Below are 14,001 nucleotides of genomic sequence, written 5' to 3' on the forward strand. Positions count from 1 at the left end.
CCCGGTAGCCGAAATCGCCCGTGACAGAATCGTCGAGGCCTGAGAAAGGGATAGATCACATGCCCATACTGCCCCCCTGAATTCTGTGCTATAGCGCATCGTGCGCAAAAGTGGACCCGGTTTTGCGCCCAACGATGCGCTCATCAAGGAAGGAGGCATCGGATCGCTCCCAAAAGTGCAAATCCACTTTTGGGTCCGATGCTTTAGCCGGGGGTCAGATGCAGGGGGAGAGGACCGATGGCGCGGCTCGCCGGGATCAAGCTGTTCAAGGGGCTGGAGATCGACCTTGCGCCGTTCGAGGCGCGGGCCAAGTGGCGACGCTTCGATCCCGATGAGGTCCTGGTCGACTTCGACGAGCCGTCGACCGACGTCTATTTCCTCCTGTCCGGCGAGGTGCGCGTGCTCATGCGCACGGCCTCCGGCAAGGAGGTGATCCTCTACGAGATGAAGCCCGGCGACCTGTTCGGCGAACTCGCCGCCCTCGACGGCGTGCCGCGTTCCGCCAACGTCACGGCGCTCACCAGGGGCGAAGCCTGCGTGATGCCGGCCTCCGTCTTCAAGGAGCTGCTCTTCTCCCATCAACCGGTGGCCGAGCGCCTCTTCTGCCTCATGGCTTCGCGCATCCGCGAGCTGAACGCCCGCTTCATGGAGCAGACGGTGCTCGACCTCCGGCACCGGCTCTATTCGGAACTCCTGCGCCTGTCGACGCCGCGTCAGGACAAGTCGGGCGAGCGGGTGATCACGCCGCCGCCCTTCCATCACATCGTCGCCGCCCGCATCGGCTGCCGCCGCGAGCAGATCACGCGCGAGTTCACGATGCTGACGCAGGAGGGCCTGATCGAGCGCACGAGGGGCGCCCTGATTCTCCGCCGTCCGGAAGTGCTCAAGGCCCGCGTGGTCGAGGCCTTGCGCACGGATCACTGAGCGGGGCGCTCAACCCGCTCTGCGCGAGGGTAGCCTGTCTTCAGTGAGGGCCAGCGCCGTGGCGGCGAGCATCACGCCCATACCGAGCGCCTCGGGCCAGCCGAAAGCCTCGTTGGCGAAGGCGATGCCGACCGTCACTGCGACGACGGGGCTCACGAACGAGTAGAGCCCGGCGCGGAAGGCGCCCCAGTCGCGCACCAGCCAGAGATAGATCGAGAAGCCGCCGAGCGAGCCTCCGATGACGAGGATGCCAAGGCCGACGAGCGCCCGTGGGTCCGCGAGCCCGACGAAACGGGCCGGGTCATATCCTTCCATCATGAGCGAAGCCGGAACGAGGCCGAGCGCGCCGATGGCGGTCTCCCAGAAAGCGAGGCTGATCGGGTGCATCTCCCGCATGAGCGGGCGGCTCACCACCGATCCCCAGGCGTAGCTGAGCGTTGCCACCGCGACGGCTCCGAGGCCGAGAATCGCATCGCTTCCGGTCGTGCCTGCCCGGCCGGAGAAGAGCATCACGAGGCCCAGGATGCCGAGCCCGATCGCCATGACCCGGCGCAGCGTGATCCGCTCCTGTCCGTAGAAGGCCGCGACGACGATCAGGAGGATCGGCATCAGGGACAGATTGACGATGGAGGACAGGCCGGTCGGCGCGCGCGCAACGCCCCAGAAGAGAAAGCTGTAGCAGCCCGTGGTGATGAGAAGGGAAGCCACGATCACCCGGCCCGGCTGCGTCATACCGAGAGGCAGCCCCTTGGCGAGGATGAAGGCGAAATAACAGAACCCGGCGAGCATGAAGCGGATTGCCGCCAGAAAGATCGGCGGGACGGCTTCGGAGGCGATCTTCATCGGCAGCCATGTCAGGCCCCAGACGAGTGCCATCAGTGCGAAAGCCGCAATTTTCCCCGCCTCGGAGCCCTGCCGTTCCATTCCCGTCCCGTCCCAGCCTGTTCCGGTACCCTACTCACGGGCACGTCGGCAGGAAAGCGCGCCCCTGGAAACGGGCTTACTCTCTCGGCGCGTTGGGCCCGTAGGCTGCGAAGAAGACGCGCAGCGCGTTCTCGACGTTCCTCTGGATCTGGTCCTCGGTCGGAGGCGGGCCGACGGAGAAGAGCAGGCGGCGCAGCATGCCGGAAACGCAGAGATCGAGGAAGTGCTGGGAGGCGACACCGGTATCCTCGATGACGAGCCTGCCCGCCTCGACCTGACGGTCGAAATAGGCGCTGAGCCGGGCGATGCCCTGGCACGGACCGGCCTCGTAGAAGGACTGCCCCAGGCGCGGGAACTTCTCCGCCGCGCCGATGACCATCCGGATCGAGGAAATGTGCTCGGGCGTGCCCATGCGGCTCAGGTAGCTGAGGCCGAGCTTCCGCAGGACGCCGCGAACGTCGGGGTCATCGGCGTCGAGCTTGAACAGGACCTCGGCCAGCCCCTGTTTCTCTTCCGTCGTCAGGGCTTCGAAGAGGCTCTCCTTGCTGTCGAAATAGACGTAGAGCGTGCCCTTGGAGACGCCGGCCACCTTGGCGATCTCGCCCATGCTGGCGCCGTCGAAGCCCTCAGCCAGGAAGACCTTGCGGGCGCCTTCCAGGATCTGGCGGCGCTTGGCGCTTTCGGCGTTGTCCTCTGCGTCCGGGGCAGGGGCCTCCTTGAAGGCTTCCTGCGGGGCGCTCTCATGCACGGCGCTCATAGTGACTATTATTTCCCTTCCCGCTATTGACCGAACGGTTCGGTCAACTCATATATGGCAGGCAATTCGATGAGATCAAGACCGTCGCTATAGCCCAACCCTTTCAGTCTCAAGGGGCTTATGGGCGGTTTGCAGAGGTTCGCATGGCTTACCGGGAAGAATTCGAGCAGGGGGCGAAAAGTGGCGGCGAGGCCGCTCGGGGCGGGCAGGATGCTCCTGCGTCCCAGGCGGAGCAGAAGGCGCCGCCCGCGGCATCGCCCAAGGCGAAGAAGGGACCGGGCAGGAAGCCCGTGATGCTGTCAGTCGTGGCGGCCGCGCTCGCCTTCGGCGCCTATGAGGGCCACGAATGGTGGACCGACGGCCGCTTCATGGTTTCGACCGAGGACGCCTATGTGCAGGCGGATATCACGATCCTGTCGGCGAAAGTTTCCGGCTATGTTCAGTCCGTCGCCGTATCCAGCAACCAGAGCGTGAAGGCGGGCGACCTGATCGCCAAGATCGACGACGGCGATTACCGGTTCGCTCTCCAGTCGGCCAGGGACAAGCTGGCGACGCAGCAGAGCGCCATCGAGCGGATCGGCCGCCAGATCGAGGCGGGTCACGCCTCCGTGGCCCAGGCGGATGCGCAGATCGCGTCGGCCCAGGCCGCGTTCGAGCGCGCCGAGAGCGATTATTCCCGCCAGCAGCAGCTTGCCCGCTCCGACTTCACGAGCCGCGCCGCGCTCGAGAATGCCAAGGCGGCCCGCGACCAGGCCGATGCAGGCGTGAAGAGCGCCCAGGCCGCTCTTGCCGCGGCCAAGGCGAATGTGGACGTGCTCGAAGCGCAGCGGAACGAGGCGCGCCGCGTCGCTGCCGAGCTGCAGACCTCCGTCGAGAAGGCCGAGCGCGATCTCTCCTTCACGGAAATTCGCGCTCCCGCCGACGGCGTGATCGGCAACAAGGCCATCGAGGTCGGCACCTATGTGCAGCCCGGCGCGCGGCTCGCCGCTCTCGTGCCGCTCGGCAGCGTGCATGTGGACGCGAATTTCAAGGAGACGCAGCTCGCCTCCCTGAAGGTGGGCCAGAAGGTCAAGATCGAGGTCGATGCCTTCCCCGATGCGGACATCTCCGGCACGGTGGAGAGCGTCTCGCCCGCCTCTGGCGCCGTCTTCAGCCTGCTGCCGCCGGAGAACGCCACGGGCAACTTCACGAAGATCGTTCAGCGCGTGCCCGTCCGCGTCGCCGTGAGCCCCGAGGTCGCCCGGCAGGGCATTCTGAGGCCGGGCCTCTCCGTGGTCGTCGACGTGGACACACGCACCTCCGCCGAGCCCGAGAAGACGGCCAGCCTCAAGAAGTAGGGACGAAGAGTCAGGACCCATGGCCGCAACCGCCGCCATCCCGAGCGGGCCGAAAGGGGCCGCCATGCCAGCCGCGAAGCCGGCGCCCGTGAGCGGCCGCCGGACCTTCGCGTTCTTCTGCATGGTCTTCGGCATGTTCATGGCGATCCTGGACATCCAGATCGTGTCCGCCTCGCTGGCCGAGATCCAGGCCGGCCTGTCCGCCTCGTCCGATGAGATCTCCTGGGTGCAGACGAGCTACCTGATCGCGGAAGTGATCATGATCCCGCTCTCCGGCACCCTGTCGCGCGTGCTCTCCACGCGCTGGATGTTCGTGATTTCCGCGGGCGGCTTCACGCTCATGAGCTTCCTGTGCGCGACGGCCACCAACATCGATCAGATGATCGTCTATCGCGCGCTGCAGGGCTTCATCGGCGGCGGCATGATCCCGACCGTCTTCGCCTCGGCCTTCACGATCTTCCCGCCGGAGAAGCGGCCGGTGATCTCGCCGATTATCGGCCTCGTGGCGACGCTCGCGCCGACCATCGGCCCGACGCTCGGCGGCTATCTGACCGACCTGTTCTCCTGGCACTGGCTGTTCCTCGTGAACATCGTTCCCGGAATCTTCGTCACGGTGTCCACCTATCTCCTGGTGGATTTCGACGAACCCAACCTCGATCTCTTCAACAGCTTCGACTGGGCGGGCCTCGGCTTCATGGCCGCCTTCCTCGGCAGCCTCGAATACGTCCTCGAGGAAGGGCCCCTGAACGACTGGTTCCAGGACGAGGCGGTGCTGATCCTCACCATCGTCTGCGCCGTCGGCGCGGTCGGGTTCTTCTACCGGGCCTTCACCGCCAAGCAGCCGATCGTGGATCTGAGGGCCTTCTCCGACCGCAACTTCCTGGCAGGCTCGTCCTTCAGTTTCGTCATGGGCATCGGGCTCTACGGGCTCACCTATCTCTACCCGGTCTATCTCGGCCGCGTGCGGGGCTACTCGTCCCTGCAGATCGGCGAGACCATGTTCGTGTCGGGCGCGACCATGTTCCTCATGGCTCCGGTGGCGGGCTTCCTCTCCCGCAAGATGGATCTGCGGGTCATGATGGGGATCGGCTTTGTCGCCTTCGCCGTCGGGACCTTCATGATGAGCGGGCTGACGAAGGACTGGGACTTCTGGGAGCTTTTGCTGCCGCAGGTCTTCCGCGGCGTCGGCCTCATGATCTGCATGGTGCCGATCAACAACATCGCCCTCGGCACCCTGCCGCCGGAGCGGATCAAGAACGCGTCCGGCCTCTACAACCTCACCCGCAACCTGGGTGGCGCGGTCGGCCTGGCGCTCATCAACACGGTGCTCAACAACCGGACGGACCTGCATCTCCAGCGGCTGCGCGAGAGCGTGAACTGGGGGCGCTCGACGGCGGTCGAGACACTGAACTCCATGACCCTGAAGTTCCATTCTCTCGGTTCCGATGCCGGGGCGGCCGCGGTCAAGACCATGTCCAACATGGTGCGGAAGGAGGCGATGGTCATGTCCTTCGCCGATGTCTTCCTGCTCCTGACCGTCCTCTTCCTGGGCCTCACCCTCGCCTTGCCCTTCATCAAGAAGCCCCGCGCGGCTGGGGCGGGCGCGGGCGGGCACTGAGCCGCCGACGCGCTGCGTTCGCAGGTTCCTGCCGCTGGGGGAGGGGCGGCGTCTTCCCCCTGGCACGGACCGGCCATGGACCGTTTTCCCGATCGGGGCGAACGCAACCGGGGCCGGCCGGGAGACGGCTGGAGAAAGGGCCGGAGCCCGGACGTTTTGCAGCATGGGGAAACCATGGCGCAGGCAGTTGTTCTTGCGGCCTGAACATCCTAGGTTGCCCGGCAGTTTGTCCCTTTCTGGTGAAGTGCAGTCAAATTGCCTCCTCCCCGAAAACCCGCTTCCGTCGGCGCCGTTCGCCGCTCCTTCGCCCCCCTGGTCCGATCCCGGCGCCGTGCCGCTCATCCGTGTCGAGAACGTCACGAAGCGGTTCGGTGAGGCCGTCGCCGTCGATCACCTGTCCCTGAACATCTTCGAAGGCGAGTTCTTCTGCCTGCTGGGCCCCTCCGGCTGCGGCAAGACGACCCTCATGCGCATGCTCGCCGGCTTCGAGATGCCGACAGAGGGCACGATCACCCTCGCGGGGCAGAATCTCGCGGGCGTGCCGCCTTACCGCCGCCCCGTGAACATGATGTTCCAGTCCTACGCGCTCTTCCCGCACATGAGCGTGGAGAAGAACATAGCCTTCGGACTGAAGCAGGACGGAATGCCGAAGGACCAGATCGCGGACCGGGTCGGCGAGATGCTGCGCCTCGTCCAGCTCGAAAAGCTCGCCAAGCGCTATCCGAGCCAGCTCTCCGGCGGCCAGCGCCAGCGCGTGGCGCTCGCCCGCGCGCTCGCCAAGAAGCCGAAGGTGCTTCTCCTCGACGAGCCCCTCGGCGCCCTGGACAAGAAGCTGCGCGAGGAGACCCAGTTCGAGCTCATGGACATCCAGCACGAGCTCGGCATGACCTTCGTGGTCGTCACCCACGATCAGGAGGAGGCGATGACCATGGCCGACCGCATCGCGGTCATGGACCATGGCCGGATCGTGCAGGTCGCCACGCCGGGCGAGATCTACGAGCAGCCCAAGACCCGCTTCATCGCGGAATTCGTCGGCGACGTGAACATCCTGGAAGGTCATGTGATGGGCCAGGAGAACGGTCTCTGGCGCGTGAAGACCGCCTCCGCCGACGTGCCGCTGACCATCGATGATCCCGACGAGGTGCTGCATTCCGGCCAGGCCGTCGCCATCGCCGTCCGCCCCGAGAAGATGGTCATCCAGCGCGACCCGCCGGGCCCCGGCGCCATCAACGTGCTTACCGGCGAGGTCTGGGACATCGGCTATCTCGGCGACTGGACCGTCTATCGCGTGAAGCTCGCCACCGGCGAGATCGTGCGCGTCACCCGTGCCAATGCCTCGCGCTTCGTGGAGAATCCCATCGACTGGGACGAGCAGGTCTACGTCACCTTCGCGCCGGATGCGGCAGTGATCCTGGCGGAATAGCCATGACGGAGCGCTCCTTCATGCGACGCCTGACCTCGGGTCTCGTTCCCGCCGTGCCGTATCTCTGGCTCGGCGTGTTCTTCCTCGTGCCGTTCCTCATCGTCCTCAAGATCAGCCTGTCGGACCCGGCCGTCGCCCAGCCGCCCTACAGGCCCGTCTTCGACTGGAGCGATGTTGCAGGCTTCTTCGGCGCGCTCGATCTCGAAAACTTCGAGATGCTGACCCAGGACGATCTCTACCTGAGGGCGACGATCTCTTCCGTCCGCATCGCCGCGGTCTCGACCCTGCTTCTGCTGCTCGTGGGCTTTCCCATCGCTTACGGCATGGCCCGCGCGCCGGAGCGTTACCGCTCGCTCCTGGTCGCCCTCGTCATCCTGCCGTTCTGGACCAGCTTCCTCATCCGCATCTATGCCTGGATCGCGATCCTCAAACCCGAGGGCCTCCTGACCCAGGCCCTCATGGCTTTGGGTCTCATCTCGGAACCGCTCGACATCCTCAATACGGAGGCCGCGGTCTATATCGGCATCGTCTATGCCTATCTCCCGTTCATGGTGCTGCCGCTCTATGCGACGCTCGAGAAGATGGACGATACGCTGCTCGAGGCGGCCCTCGATCTCGGCTCGACGCCCTGGCGCTCGTTCTGGACCATCACCGTGCCGCTCGCCATGCCCGGAATCGTGGCGGGCTCGCTCCTGTGCTTCATTCCGGCGGTCGGCGAGTTCGTGATTCCCGATCTGCTCGGCGGCTCCGAGACCCTGATGATCGGACGCCAGCTCTGGAGCGAGTTCTTCTCCAACCGCGACTGGCCCCTGGCCTCGGCCGTCGCCATCCTGTTGCTCATCATCCTGGTCGTGCCCATCGTGATCTATCGCGACGTCGAGGCGCGGCGCGTGGAGGCGCGGCCATGAACCGGCGCTTGAGTCTCTTCAACGTCACCTCGCTCGTGATCGGCTTCGCCTTCCTCTACCTGCCGATCCTGCTCCTGGTGATCTATTCCTTCAACGCCTCGCGCCTCGTCACCGTATGGGGCGGCTTCTCCACGCAATGGTACGGGGCGCTCTTCCGCAACCAGGCCCTCATGGAGGCGGCCTGGGTCACGCTGCGCATCGCGCTCCTGTCGGCGACCTTCGCCACGATCCTCGGCACCCTCGCGGCCCTGGCGCTCACCCGCTACGGACGCTTCCCCGGCCGGACCCTGTTCACCGGCATGGTCTATGCGCCCATGGTGATGCCGGAGGTGATCACGGGCCTGTCGCTGCTGCTGTTCTTCGTGGCCATCGATCTCGACCGCGGGTTCTGGACGATCACGCTGGCTCACACCACGCTCACCATGTGCTTCGTCACGGTGGTGGTGCAGTCGCGCCTCATGACCTTCGACCGGTCGCTGGAAGAGGCGGCGATGGATCTCGGCGCGCCGCCTATGCGCACGTTCTTCACCGTGACGCTGCCCCTGATCGCCCCCTCCATCGTGGCGGGCTTCCTACTCGCCTTCACTCTGTCCATGGACGACCTGGTGATCGCGAGCTTCAATGCGGGCCCGGGCGCGACGACGCTGCCCATCAAGATCTACAGCCAGGTGCGGCTGGGGCTTTCACCCGAGGTCAATGCGGCCTCGGCCATCCTGATCGGCATCGTGACGCTCGGGGTGATCTCAGCGACCCTGATCAGCAAGCGCTCCGTGCTGCGCTCCCGGCGGAACGCTCACTGAGCGACCGCCTGGGGCTGCGGCTGGTTCGCGGGCACGCGGTCGTTCGGGAAGAGGGGCTTGGCCGCGCCCGACCGCTCGATGAGGGAGCGGACCTGCGGGGTTACGGACACGTTGTCCCAGTCGCCCGTGATGTCGAACACCAGGGCCGGCAATTGATCGGCCGGCGCATCGGCCGGCGAGATATCCGCCGTGACGCGCAAGGTGCGATCGACCAGCAGAACCTGCCCCCGAAGCTCCGCCTGCACGGCAGGCCCCTTGAGATTGCCCGCGACGATCTCCCCGACGCCGTCCTTCACGGCGATCTGCGCCGAGGCCTTGTCGAAGGGCGTGCGCCCGCCTTTCCAGTTGAGGGAGGCGAGGAGGGGCCGCTTCTCCACCCGGCGCAGGGCGTCCTGGAGGGTGATGCCCACGAGCTCCCCGTCCGTGACCTCGACCGCCGTGCGGCCTTCCGCCTGCCGGATGACGTCCGCCGGGTTTTCGCCCCGTCCGTCGAAGCTGAACTGGCCCTTGGCCTGGCCTGTGATCCAGCGCGGCTCGCCGAATGCGGCGAGGAAGGGCGCCATCTTCACGCCCGAGAAGGTTCCCTGGCTCTTGAAGTCCACCGAGCCGTTCTGGGACACCAGGGACAGGCGCCCCTTGAGAGTGCCGTCATAGAAGGCCGCGCGCCCGATGGACGCCTCGATCCGGCCGGGCTGGACGAGCACGCTGGCGGCCATGTCGTCGAGGCTCAGGCGTCCGAGATTGGCGCTGGAGGCCGAGAGGCGAAGGTCCAGGTCCATCCCGGTCGCCTGGGTCAGGTCGATGCTCTCCTCGCTCCAGGACCCGTTCGCGGTCCGCGTCTGGGAGAAGGGCGCGAAAAGGTCGGAGAGGTTGAGGCTGTCGGCGGCGAGCGTGCCGCTGATGACGGGGCGGTCCGTATCGAACCGGACGGCCATGGTGCCTTCGAGCTTGTCCGGCCCGAGCTTCACGGAAACGGCGGGCCAGGACAGGCGCCGGTGGTCCATGGAGAACTCGCCGCTGATGGAGAGCGCCTGGAGCAGGGATCCGAAGGGCAGCTCCATGCCGCTCCAACGGGTGAAGTCGCGGACCGAGGCCGCCTGAAGGGTGCTCTCGCCCGTGATCCGGGGAGCCGCCCCGAGCTGGGCCTCGCCCTTGGCGGTGAGGCGCGCGGCGGGTGAGGCCAGGGTGACCGAGAACGGGCTGATCCTGTTGGAGGCGAGCCGGTCCGGGAAGAGCGAGGCCTTCTCAAGGGAGACGGTTTCGTCCCGCCAGCGCGCCGATCCGGTCAGGGTCATGGGCTCGGAGCTGTCGGTCCAGCGGATGACGGCGTTGAGCGCGTCCAGGTTGGCGCCCTTCAGGTCCGTCCAGCGCAGGGAGGACTGGCTGACGATGAGCCTGCGGGCGTGGGTTTCCTCCGACCGGTCCTTGAAGACGCCGGCCCAGTCCACGGCCTGGAGCTTCTGGAAGGATCCGGTGATGCGGGTGTCCGTCAGGTCGAAGTCGGACAGCTCGATCCGGCCGAAAAGCAGGGGCAGGAGGCGCAGCTCGCCCCGCAGGATGCCGCCTTCCGCCTTGAGCGCCTCGTCGGGGAACGCGAGCGTCACGTTCTCGAACTTGACGCGGGGGATAGGGAGAACGGCGAAGGTGCTCCGACCCCTGACCGTCAGGTCCAGCCCGTAGCGCTCCTTCACGTGCGTCCTGAGCTCCGCCGACAGCCCGCTTCCCGGCAGCGTCCAGGGGGAGGCGGCCGTCCCGAGAACGGCAAGCGCAATCAACGCTATGAAAAAGACGACGCGGCGAGACATGGGTTGAGTGTTGTAAACCTTGGGGCCTGCCCCGCAAGCGGCGGAAAGGGGATGTCCTCAGGCAAGCCCGGTGCAATGGATGGTTCTCATATATCCATACGAAGGGATTGTCTAAATTGAGGCCGGGTTGCAGGGTTCCGCCATACGGGCGGGAGCGGCCCCGGCATCGCAAGGCCGGATACCGTCCCGGAAGTGTCCCTGGCGCATTTTTCGGCAAGGAAAACGCTTCCCGCGATCCCTGAAAATGCTATGGAGCGCTTCGAAGGGCACGATCTGCTCACAAGGAGAGGATTGGATGGATAAAGTTTACAGCGATGCGCGCTCGGCGCTGGCTGGCCTCGTCAAGGATGGCATGACCATCATGGCCGGCGGGTTCGGCCTGTGCGGCATCCCGGAAACGCTGATCGAGGCGATTCGGGATTCGGGGGCGAAGGACCTGACCTTCATCTCCAACAATGCGGGCGTGGACGGCGTCGGCCTCGGCCGGCTCCTGGAAACCCGCCAGATCCGCAAGATGATCTCGTCCTATGTGGGCGAGAACAAGCTCTTCGCCCAGCAGTACCTCTCCGGCGAGCTGGAGCTCGAGTTCAACCCGCAGGGCACGCTGGCCGAGCGCATTCGCGCCGGCGGCGCGGGCATCCCGGCCTTCTACACCAAGACCGGCGTCGGCACCCTCATCGCCGAGGGCAAGGAGGTGCGCGAGTTCAACGGCGAGAAATACGTCATGGAGACGGGCCTCTTCGCCGACATCTCCGTCGTCCATGCCTTCAAGGGCGATACGGAGGGCAACCTCGTCTACCGCAAGACCGCCCGCAACTTTAACCCCATGATGGCCACCGCCTCCCGGCTGACCATCGCGGAGGTCGAGCACCTGGTTCCGGCCGGGGAGATCGACCCCGACTGCATCCACACACCGGGCATCTTCGTGAAGCGCATCGTGCATGTGCCGAACCCGGTCAAGCACATCGAGCAACGCACGACCCGCAAGCGAGAGGAGACCGTCTGATGGCCTGGACCCGTGAACAGATGGCCGCCCGCGCGGCCAAGGAGCTGCGCGACGGCTACTACGTGAATCTCGGCATCGGCATCCCGACGCTCGTGTCCAACTTCATTCCGAAGGGCATGCGCGTGCAGCTCCAGTCGGAGAACGGCATGCTGGGCATGGGCCCGTTCCCCTTCGAGGGCGAAGAGGATGCGGACCTGATCAATGCGGGCAAGCAGACGATCACCGAGCTGCCGACCACCAGCTACTTCTCCAGCGCCGACTCCTTCGGCATGATCCGCGGCGGCCATATCGACCTGTCGATCCTGGGCGCCATGCAGGTGGCCGAGAACGGCGATCTCGCCAACTGGATGATCCCCGGCAAGATGGTGAAGGGCATGGGCGGCGCCATGGATCTCGTGGCCGGCGTCAAGCGCGTCGTCGTGGTCATGGAGCACGTGGCCAAGGCCAAGGACGGCTCCGAGGATCCGAAGCTGCTCAAGGCCTGCACTCTGCCGCTCACGGGCGCGGGCGTGGTCGACATGGTGATCACCGATCTCGGCGTCTTCACCGTCGACAAGAAGGGCGGCACCGGCATGACCCTGATCGAGCTCGCCGACGGCGTGACGGTCGACGAGGTCAAGGCCAAGACCCAGGCCGAGTTCAAGGTCGCCCTCGACGCCGGAAAATCCAACGCGGCCTGAAGCCCACCAGATGACAACAAATGGAAAGCGGCCCTTCCGGGCCGCTTTTCTTATGCGCTGGATGAACCTGTCGCCAAGTCCGGGCTTTCCGCTACTTTCGGCCGCGCCTCGGCGCTGCGCACCAGCTGGATGACGGGCACGAGTCCGACGAGGACGATGACGAGCGCCGCGAGCGCGCCGTCCTCGAACCGGCCGCGCGAGGCATAGGTATAGACGAGGGTCGAGAGCGTCTCGGTGTTGAGCGGACGCAGCAGCAGGGTCGCCGGAAGCTCCTTGATGCAATCGACGAAGATGAGCAGGGCGGCGCTGGCCAGGGCCGGGCGCATGAGCGGGATCTGGATCGTCCAGACCATCTCCCGCCGCGAGGCGCCCAGCGTGCGGGCGGCGTCCTCCAGGCTCGGCGAGACGCGGTCGAGGCCCGCCGAGAGCGAGCCGGTGGCGATGGAGAGGAAGCGGATCACGTAGGCGATGACGACGCCGCCCGCGGCTCCCATGAGCAGCAGGCCGAGACGCTCGCCGGTCAGGTTCCGCCAGAGAGTGCCGATCAGGGTGTCGAACCCGACCAGGGGCGTCATGAGCCCGAGCGCCAGAACGGTGCCGGGCAGCGCATAGCCGAGGCCCGCCGTGAAGAGCGCCCCCTGTGTCAGGGAGTTTTTGGACAGGCGGGCCGCGGAGACCAGCATGACGGCGAGCGCCAGCACCGCGCCCGTCGCCACGACCGAGAGGCCGAGGGTGGTCATGAGATGCGCGAGGAACTCCGCATCGAACTGCTCCAAGAGGCCGCCGCGAAGGGTCTCGCGCAGGAGGAAGCTGACCGGCAGGGCGAAGCCCATGAGGACGGGTAGCGTGCAGAGCAGGGTCGCTGTCCAGCCGCGGCCGCCCGTGAGGGGCACCGGATGCACCGTGCGATGGCGCTTGGGCGAAAGCGCATAGCGCCTGTCGCGGCGGCCGTAGCGCTCGATCAGGATCAGCCCGATCACGAAAGCCAGCATGACGCAGGCGATCTGCGCCGCTCCCGCGAGGCTGCCGCGATTGAGCCAGGTGTTGTAGACCGACACCGTGAGGGTACGCACGCCGAGATACTCGCTCGCGCCGATATCGTTGAGCGCTTCGAGGAGCGCCAGCGACACGCCGACCGCCAGCGCGGGGCGGGCGAGGGGAAGCGCGATGATGCGGAAGAGCTTGATGCGGCTTGCGCCCAGGGTGCGCGCCACCTCCAGCATGCTCGCGCTCTGCGTCAGGAACATCGCCCGCGCCGCGATGTAGATGTAGGGATAGAGCACCACCGACATCACGAGGATGCAGCCGGGCAGCGACCGGATTTCCGGAAACCAGTAATCGGCCCGCGACGTCCAGCCCATCGCCTTGCGCAGGGCCATCTGCACGAGGCCCGCGGAATCGAAGACTTCCACGTAGATATAGGCCGTGATGTAGGTGGGCACGGCCAGGGGCAGCGGCAGCAGCCACACAAGGAGGTTGCGCCCCGGAAAGCGGTGGGCGGTGACGAGCCAGGCCGTCGTGATGCCCATGGAGCCCGCCACGATGCCGATGCCGGTGAGCAGGGCGAGGGTATCGACGATGCTCGCGGGCAGGACATTGGCGATGAGATGAGGCCAGATCTCCGCATCGCCCTCGGCCGCGATGCGGATGAGGGAGGCGACAGGCAGGAGGACCAGCAGGCCGATGGCGGCCACGGCGGCGGAGAGCCACCAGGGGATGCGCTTGGCCTTCTTCTGCGGCGCGGAGCGGAATGCTGTCTGGGTTCTGGCGGTCACGGGCGAACGGAAACGGCGCCGCCGTCGCCGGCAGCGCCTCTATG

The 14,001-nt window shown here is 66.4% G+C and carries 11 protein-coding genes and 1 pseudogene; 8 read left to right on the forward strand and 4 right to left on the reverse strand.

Translation table 11 applies throughout. The features are described from left to right. Window positions 1-237 precede the first annotated feature (237 nt). Window positions 238-924: a Crp/Fnr family transcriptional regulator gene (locus L879_RS0119000; RefSeq protein WP_027317474.1), complete on the forward strand. Its 687-nt coding sequence runs from the start codon at window positions 238-240 to the stop codon at window positions 922-924. Window positions 925-933: 9 nt separating this feature from the next. On the opposite strand, the gene L879_RS0119005 is transcribed toward L879_RS0119000, so the two are convergent. Together L879_RS0119005 and L879_RS0119010 are read right to left on the reverse strand one after the other, a co-directional pair. Next, window positions 934-1,848, reverse strand: a complete 915-nt coding sequence (locus tag L879_RS0119005) for a DMT family transporter (protein ID WP_027317475.1) — start codon at window positions 1,846-1,848, stop codon at window positions 934-936. A 76-nt stretch (window positions 1,849-1,924) separates the two neighbouring features. Next, the gene (locus L879_RS0119010) at window positions 1,925-2,605 is read right to left on the reverse strand and encodes a TetR/AcrR family transcriptional regulator (RefSeq protein ID WP_035460187.1); all 681 of its coding nucleotides are present in this window, start codon (window positions 2,603-2,605) and stop codon (window positions 1,925-1,927) included. Between the two features lie 143 nt (window positions 2,606-2,748). Between L879_RS0119010 and L879_RS0119015 the strand changes: the two genes are divergently transcribed. The 5 genes and pseudogenes from L879_RS0119015 (at window position 2,749) to L879_RS0119035 (ending at window position 8,691) form a co-directional block, all read left to right on the forward strand. Continuing rightward, entirely contained in the window at window positions 2,749-3,942 is a 1,194-nt protein-coding gene (locus tag L879_RS0119015; RefSeq protein WP_027317477.1) for an HlyD family secretion protein, read from the forward strand. Between the two features lie 19 nt (window positions 3,943-3,961). Then, window positions 3,962-5,560: a DHA2 family efflux MFS transporter permease subunit gene (locus tag L879_RS0119020; protein WP_027317478.1), complete on the forward strand. Its 1,599-nt coding sequence runs from the start codon at window positions 3,962-3,964 to the stop codon at window positions 5,558-5,560. 255 nt (window positions 5,561-5,815) lie between these two features. Continuing rightward, window positions 5,816-6,983, forward strand: a pseudogene (locus L879_RS22375) (ABC transporter ATP-binding protein). A gap of 2 nt (window positions 6,984-6,985) precedes the next feature. After that, entirely contained in the window at window positions 6,986-7,891 is a 906-nt protein-coding gene (locus L879_RS0119030; RefSeq protein ID WP_027317479.1) for an ABC transporter permease, read from the forward strand. After that, a complete protein-coding gene (locus L879_RS0119035) occupies window positions 7,888-8,691 on the forward strand; it encodes an ABC transporter permease (protein WP_027317480.1) in 804 nt (267 codons plus the stop codon). The genes L879_RS0119030 and L879_RS0119035 overlap by 4 nt, the downstream gene beginning before the upstream one ends. Here the strand turns inward: L879_RS0119035 and L879_RS0119040 are convergent. Next, entirely contained in the window at window positions 8,685-10,496 is a 1,812-nt protein-coding gene (locus L879_RS0119040) for an AsmA family protein (RefSeq protein ID WP_027317481.1), read from the reverse strand. The genes L879_RS0119035 and L879_RS0119040 overlap by 7 nt on opposite strands. A gap of 295 nt (window positions 10,497-10,791) precedes the next feature. Here L879_RS0119040 and L879_RS0119045 point away from each other — a divergent pair, with 295 nt between their 5' ends. Together L879_RS0119045 and L879_RS0119050 are read left to right on the forward strand one after the other, a co-directional pair. Further along, a complete protein-coding gene (locus L879_RS0119045) occupies window positions 10,792-11,502 on the forward strand; it encodes a CoA transferase subunit A (RefSeq protein ID WP_027317482.1) in 711 nt (236 codons plus the stop codon). Next, on the forward strand, window positions 11,502-12,182 hold the full coding sequence (locus L879_RS0119050) for a 3-oxoacid CoA-transferase subunit B (protein ID WP_027317483.1): 681 nt from the start codon (window positions 11,502-11,504) through the stop codon (window positions 12,180-12,182). The genes L879_RS0119045 and L879_RS0119050 overlap by 1 nt, the downstream gene beginning before the upstream one ends. Before the next feature lie 50 nt (window positions 12,183-12,232). Here L879_RS0119050 and L879_RS0119055 read toward each other — a convergent pair whose 3' ends face one another. Next, window positions 12,233-13,957 (reverse strand): ABC transporter permease, encoded by a 1,725-nt coding sequence (locus tag L879_RS0119055; RefSeq protein WP_245265271.1) that lies wholly within the window; start codon window positions 13,955-13,957, stop codon window positions 12,233-12,235. Window positions 13,958-14,001: the final 44 nt, after the last annotated feature.

It is taken from the genome of Microvirga flocculans ATCC BAA-817 (genome assembly GCF_000518665.1).
In the GTDB taxonomy this organism is placed as follows: domain Bacteria; phylum Pseudomonadota; class Alphaproteobacteria; order Rhizobiales; family Beijerinckiaceae; genus Microvirga; species Microvirga flocculans.